Origin of the sequence: Flavobacterium psychrophilum DSM 3660 = ATCC 49418 (genome assembly GCF_002217405.1) — a bacterium.
GTDB classification, from domain to species: domain Bacteria; phylum Bacteroidota; class Bacteroidia; order Flavobacteriales; family Flavobacteriaceae; genus Flavobacterium; species Flavobacterium psychrophilum.
Map to the genome: position 1 here is coordinate 135,361 of NZ_MUHE01000014.1, position 6,434 is coordinate 141,794.

General features: G+C 35.1%; 5 protein-coding genes. 1 reads left to right on the forward strand and 4 read right to left on the reverse strand.

Features of this window, described 5'->3' with window-relative positions; all coding sequences use genetic code 11:
- Positions 1–10: 10 nt before the first annotated feature.
- Genes ilvN through B0A57_RS04820 form a run of 4 tightly spaced genes read right to left on the reverse strand, consistent with a single transcriptional unit; the run spans position 11 to position 4,825 of the window.
- Positions 11–541, reverse strand: coding sequence for an acetolactate synthase small subunit (ilvN, locus tag B0A57_RS04805; protein WP_011962616.1), 531 nt, complete (start codon positions 539–541; stop codon positions 11–13).
- A 6-nt stretch (positions 542–547) separates the two neighbouring features.
- A complete protein-coding gene (ilvB, locus tag B0A57_RS04810; protein ID WP_011962617.1) occupies positions 548–2,242 on the reverse strand; it encodes a biosynthetic-type acetolactate synthase large subunit in 1,695 nt (564 codons plus the stop codon).
- A 17-nt stretch (positions 2,243–2,259) separates the two neighbouring features.
- The gene (gene ilvD / locus B0A57_RS04815) at positions 2,260–3,936 is read right to left on the reverse strand and encodes a dihydroxy-acid dehydratase (protein WP_011962618.1); all 1,677 of its coding nucleotides are present in this window, start codon (positions 3,934–3,936) and stop codon (positions 2,260–2,262) included.
- 13 nt (positions 3,937–3,949) lie between these two features.
- Positions 3,950–4,825 carry a branched-chain amino acid transaminase gene (locus B0A57_RS04820; protein WP_034099011.1) on the reverse strand — a complete coding sequence of 292 codons (876 nt, stop codon included), beginning with the start codon at positions 4,823–4,825 and terminating at the stop codon, positions 3,950–3,952.
- Between the two features lie 901 nt (positions 4,826–5,726).
- On the opposite strand from B0A57_RS04820, the gene B0A57_RS04825 reads away from it, so the two are divergent.
- The gene (locus tag B0A57_RS04825) at positions 5,727–6,422 is read left to right on the forward strand and encodes a hypothetical protein (protein WP_162179042.1); all 696 of its coding nucleotides are present in this window, start codon (positions 5,727–5,729) and stop codon (positions 6,420–6,422) included.
- Positions 6,423–6,434: the final 12 nt, after the last annotated feature.

The window sequence follows — 6,434 nt, forward strand, 5'->3', positions numbered from 1 at the left end:
TTTATTTAATTTATTTTTTATTTGATTCTTCTAACTCTTCTAAATAAGTGCTTAATTGCTTCATAGGCTTTGTAACTGCTACACGACCTGATCTTGCAAATTCTAACACGCCAAAAGGTTTTAATTTTTCGAAGAGTAATTGGGTTTCTTCTGCGTGCCCTGTTTTTTCGATGACCATAAATTTTGAATCTACTGTAAGAATTCTTGCATGATGTTCTCGTATTACTTTCTCGATGTCGCCGTTTGCTAATGTTCCTGTTTGGATCTTGTAAAGAGCAATTTCCTGATGAACAATTTCGAATTCTTCGTGTGCAAAAGCTTTCAAAACATCTATTAATTTTTCAAGTTGTCCAATTACTTTTTCTACTTTTTCTTTGCTTGTTTTTAAAACAATAGTATAACGAAAGACACCTTTTACTTCCGATTCTGAAGCGGTGATGCTATCAATATTTAAATGCCTTCGGGTAAAAATGATGGTAATACGATTCATCATCCCGATACTGTTTTCAGTAAATACAGATATGGTATAGGTTGTTTGCATTTTTATTTAATTTAGTCGAATTTCTGATACAGATGCTCCTGTTGCCATCATAGGAAAAACATTTTCTTCTTTTGCAACCATGATTTCTAATAAATAAGATTCGTTATGATTGATCATTTTTAATAAATTTTCTTTTAAATCTGCTCTTGCTTCAATTTTTTTGGCTTCGATGCTATAGGCTTTGGCAAGAGCAACAAAATCTGGGCTTACCATATTGGTAAAAGAATAGCGTTTTTCGAAGAACATCTGTTGCCATTGGCGTACCATTCCTAGGAAGCGATTGTTCAGAATAATAATCTTAATATCTACTTTAGTTTGCAAAATTGTTCCTAATTCCTGTAAGGTCATTTGAAACCCTCCATCGCCGATAATGGCTATTACGGGTTTGTCTGGAGCACCAAATTTTGCTCCGATGGCAGCAGGAAGAGCAAATCCCATTGTACCCAAACCGCCAGAAGTGATATTGCTTTTGGTTTTATTGTACTGATAATAGCGTGCTGTCATCATTTGGTGCTGACCTACATCTGTAACCACAACGGCTTCTCCATTTGTTAATTCTGAAAGCATTTTAATAACTTCATCCATTTTAAGCTCCTCAGAATGAAGCTCTTTTTCGCTTTCTTGCAAAGTTTCTACCTCTACTTTTTTAGCATCTTTAAACTCCTGAAGCCAAGTAGTATGTTGTTTTTTTTGTACTAAATCTGTTAACAAACACAGCGTTTCTTTTGCATCGGCATGTATACCAATATCAGCTTTTATTATTTTATTAAGTTCTGAAGCATCAATATCTACATGAATAACTTTGGCTTGCTTAGCATACCTTGAAACATCTCCTGTAACTCGGTCATCGAAACGCATTCCGATAGCAATTAGCACATCACATTCGTTGGTTTTAATATTAGGTGCATAATCGCCATGCATTCCTAAATAGCCTGCGTATTGCAGATGATTTTGCGGAAACGCACCTAATCCTAATAAAGTAGAGGCAACGGGAATTCCTGTTTTTTCAACAAATGCCAATAACTCATTTTCGGCATTAGAAAGCATTATTCCTTGGCCAATTAGCAGGTAAGGTTTTTTGGCACTATCGATTAATTTTGCTGCTGCTTCAACAAGGGTTTTATTGAGTTTCGGTTTCGGATGATAACTGCGAATTGAAGTGCATTTTTCATACTTAAAATCCATCTCCCCAAATTGTGCATCTTTAGTAATATCGATTAGTACTGGTCCTGGCCGGCCTGATTGTGCTATATAAAATGCTTTGGCTATTGCGGCAGGAATGTCTGCTGCTTTGGTAACTTGACAATTCCATTTGGTTATAGGCATTGATATTCCTACTACATCGGTTTCCTGAAAAGCATCGGTGCCTAACAAATGAGAAGCCACTTGCCCTGTGATGCAAACCAAGGGTGTAGAATCGATTAAGGCATCTGCTAGTCCGGTTATTAAATTAGTCGCTCCTGGTCCAGAAGTAGCAAATACAACACCTGTTTTTTTAGAAGTTCTGGCAAAGCCTTGTGCGGCATGAATGGCACCTTGCTCGTGTCGCACCAAAATATGATTTAGAGTGTCTTCATAATCATACAAAGCGTCGTATATTGGCATTATAGCACCTCCTGGATAACCAAATATTGTGGTAACATTTTCGGCAACTAAGGACCTCATTACTGCCTGAGCGCCTGTTATTTTTGTTGTATTCATTTCCTTTTTAATTAAAGTTAATTATCGGTTACACAACCTTTAGATGCACTTGAAACACATTGGGCATATTTATACAAAACACCTTTGGTAGCTTTAAGTTTAGGTTGTTTCCATTCGGATTTTCTTTTGGTTAATTCTTCTTCGCTAACTTTTAATTGAATGGTATTATTTTTAGTATTAATGGTAATTGTATCACCATCTTTTACTAGCGCAATGGTTCCTCCGTCGTAAGCTTCAGGTGTAATATGCCCCACTACAAAACCATGAGTTCCCCCCGAGAATCTTCCGTCGGTTATTAATGCTACATTTTTTCCTAAACCAGCTCCCATTATTGCGGAAGTAGGTTTTAGCATTTCTGGCATTCCCGGTCCTCCTTTTGGTCCGCAATATCTAATTACAACCACATCTCCAGAGGCAACCTCTCCGTTTTTTACGCCATCAATCACGGTATATTCATCATTATAAACTTTGGCTTTCCCTTCAAAGAAATCACCTTCGTTGCCGCTTATTTTTGCAACACTCCCTTCTGGCGCTAGGTTTCCGTAAAGGATTTGCAAATGTCCTGTGGCTTTTAGTGGCGTTTTTAGAGGAAGAAAAACAGTTTGTCCTTGATGTAAACTAGGGATATTTGCTAAATTTTCGGCTACTGTTTTCCCTGTTACTGTTAAGCAATCACCGTGTAACAGCTTGTTTTCTAGCAAATATTTCATAACCGCAGGAACCCCTCCCACTGCGTGTAAATCTTCCATGAGGTATTTTCCGCTTGGTTTTAAATCTGCTAAAACAGGAATGTTGTTACTTGTTTTTTGGAAGTCTTGCAGGGTTAATTCTATATCTACTGAATGTGCCATGGCTATTAAATGCAAAACGGCATTTGTAGACCCACCAAGAACCACCACCATCGTCATTGCATTTTCGAAGGCTTTTTTGGTCATGATGTCTTTAGGTTTGATGTCTTTTTCTAATAAAACTCGGATTGCTTTGCCTGCATCTAAACATTCTTGTTTTTTTTCTTGGCTCAAAGCTGGATTAGACGAACTATATGGTAAGCTCATCCCCAAAGCTTCAATTGCGGAAGCCATGGTGTTTGCGGTGTACATTCCGCCACAAGCACCTGCACCTGGACAAGCGTTTTTAATTACACCTTTAAAATCTTCTGGGGTTATTGTATTGTTAAATTTTTTTCCCAAAGCTTCAAAAGCCGACACAATATTTAAGGATTCTCCTTTCCATTTTCCAGAATGAATACTACCACCATATATCATTATAGCAGGTCGATTTAGTCTTCCCATAGCCATGACAGATCCAGGCATATTTTTATCACATCCCACTACGGCTAAAACGGCATCGTACCATTGTGCACTAACCACTGTTTCTATAGAGTCTGCAATTATGTCTCGAGATACCAATGAAAATCGCATACCATCTGTACCGTTAGAGATACCATCGCTTACACCTATAGTATTAAATATTAATCCGACTAAATTTTCAGATGCAACTCCAAATTTTACGTCTTTGGCTAAATCGTTCAAGTGCATATTGCAAGTATTACCTTCATAACCTGTACTTACAATTCCTACTTGTGCTTTATACATATCTGCTTCCGTTAACCCTATTCCATAAAGCATGGCTTGTGCTGCTGGTTGGGTTTCGTCTTGCGTTATGGTTTTACTGTATTTGTTTATTGTGTTCATTATCGTTTGATACTTATTTTTTTTCTGATTTTCTAACCAATTTCGAATATTCGTCTTGTAATTTTTTCCCCAATGTTTTGCTCCATTCTTTAGGAAATACAGTTGCATCTACAGATTCAATTCCTATGACTTCGGCCGCTGTTCCGCAATAAAAAGCACTGTCGGCCGCTTCTAAATCATTAGTTGTAAAAAGTCCTTGTATCACTTCGACTCCTAATTTTTCAGCTAATTCTAAAATAGTTGCCCGTGTAATTCCAGGTAAAATATTTCCCAATTGAGGCGTAAAAAGCTTTCTGTCTTTTTCAAAAAAGAGATTTGCACCTGGACCTTCTGCCAAATAATCATCGCTATCTAGCAATAAGGCTTCGTCGAATGATTTGTCTTTTGCTTCATTGGTGGCAAGGATAGAGTTTATATAATGACCACAAACTTTTGCTTCAATTTTTATAGAACGAGGATGCGGACGACAATAAGAAGAAACCGTTAGACGCAATTGTTTATCCCCTAAATAAGCGCCCCACTCCCAAGCGCAAATCATTACAGAAACTTTGTTAGGACGAGCAAGTGCCATGTTTGGATCACAGAAAACTAACGGACGAACATAAGCGTCAGATAAGTTGTTCTTTTCTAAAAGCGCATAAGTAGCCTCTACTAATTCCTGCACATCATAACCAAATGGAATATTAACAAGTTCTGCTGATTTTTTTAATCGCTCATAATGTTCCTGAGCTTTAAAGACATGAGTACCATGCGCTGTTTTATAGGCGCGAATACCCTCAAATACGCCGTAACCGTAATGTAGCGTCTGACTATATAAATCGGTTGTCGCTTCATTTGCTTTAACAAATTTCCCGTCGAGATAAATAAGTGTATTGTTGTTGTAATACATAATCTGGTTTATTTTAATTGTTTTTTAAATAGAATAAAAAAAAGCCTTTCTCAAGTGAATGAGAAAGGCTTAAAATTGGAACATACCAGCCTAACTCACTCGAAAGAGCGAATAATAATGCTAATAATAATAATAATTGTATTTGTTGTCATAGTATTTGTGTAAAATAAAAAAAAGCCTTTCTCAAGTGAATGAGAAAGGCTTAAAATTGGAATAACCAGCCTGACTCACTCGAAAGAGCGAATAATAATGCTGATAATAATAATTGTATTTGTTGTCATGTTTTTTGTTTTAATCTAATAAAAAAAGCCTCCTGATTTCTCGGAAGGCTTTCAAATATTCTTTTTTATATTTTTATAGCATTCCTTTTGCAGTTGTGATAATCACAATTGCAATAATAATTGAAGGAATAATATTAAATTTTCTCATTGTATTTCTAATTCTGGGACAAAACTATAATAAAAAAACGAAACATTTACTTTAAATAATTTATTTTTTAAAAAATAAAACTTAAAAACTTAAAAATCAGAACTTAAGCAGGTAATAAATTAAAGCCCTTGTAAACAAAAGAAATCGATATAGAACTATCTTGTTTGTTTTTGCAAAAAAAACTTTAAAAATTAGAACTTTAAAACTAAAAAAAAGATTAGTTTTATGCTTGTAAACTTACGCTTAAATTAAAAAAAACATCTCGCAGGCAAAAAATTGGCAGCAATTTTGCAGAGATAGAAAATAACAACTTAATTCTATATCATCACAGTATTTTGCGTTAGGGAGTTATGCGAACTTTGTTTGTAAAGCAAGACAGAACCTTTGTGGTAATACCCAAATAATGAAAATTAAACAAAACGGCATTAACAAAAGCCAAAAGAGTAGTACAATTAAAAATAAAAATGTAACAATGCAAAAAAAAATCTTATCGATCGTAATGCTAACAGCATTAACTCTAAATTCTTGTAAAAACAACTCTGAAGTTACAAAAACAGTTCCAGATGAAATTATTACAAGTTCCGAAACAGACAATAAAGGGAATAAGCTAGACATCGATTTTAACAACACAAAAAGCACTGCAACTCTAAAATTAAATGGAGAAATTATAGAAATGGTTCTCGACACGACTATGGCCTCTGGAGCAAACTACAAAAACGAACATTACCATTACACAAATTGGCATAATATGACAATTTTAGAAAAAGACGGAAAGGTTATTTTTGAAGCAGGAAAAGAAAAAACACCGTCTGCAAGCAATATGTCAAACTTTGAAGGCACCTATATTTACGGAAAAAAAGAAGGGGCAAACGATTGGGTTGAAATAAATATTAAAAGCTTAAAAAACCAAGACAGTTGCAGTATTGTAGTAAATTCAAAAACAATTAACAACAAAAAAGGTTGCGAATTTAATAAATTAGGATTATTAAAAAACGACACTATATTTATAAAAACAACAGATTGGAAAAGACCTGTAACAGTTATCATCACTAAGAAAACAAACAAAATAACAATTGATGCCATTGAAAAACAAACTGATGACCGATTTGTATTGAACTGGTATTGCTCTGGAGGTGGAAGTTTAATAGGGGATTACATAAAAAAATAAAAATCAAACAGG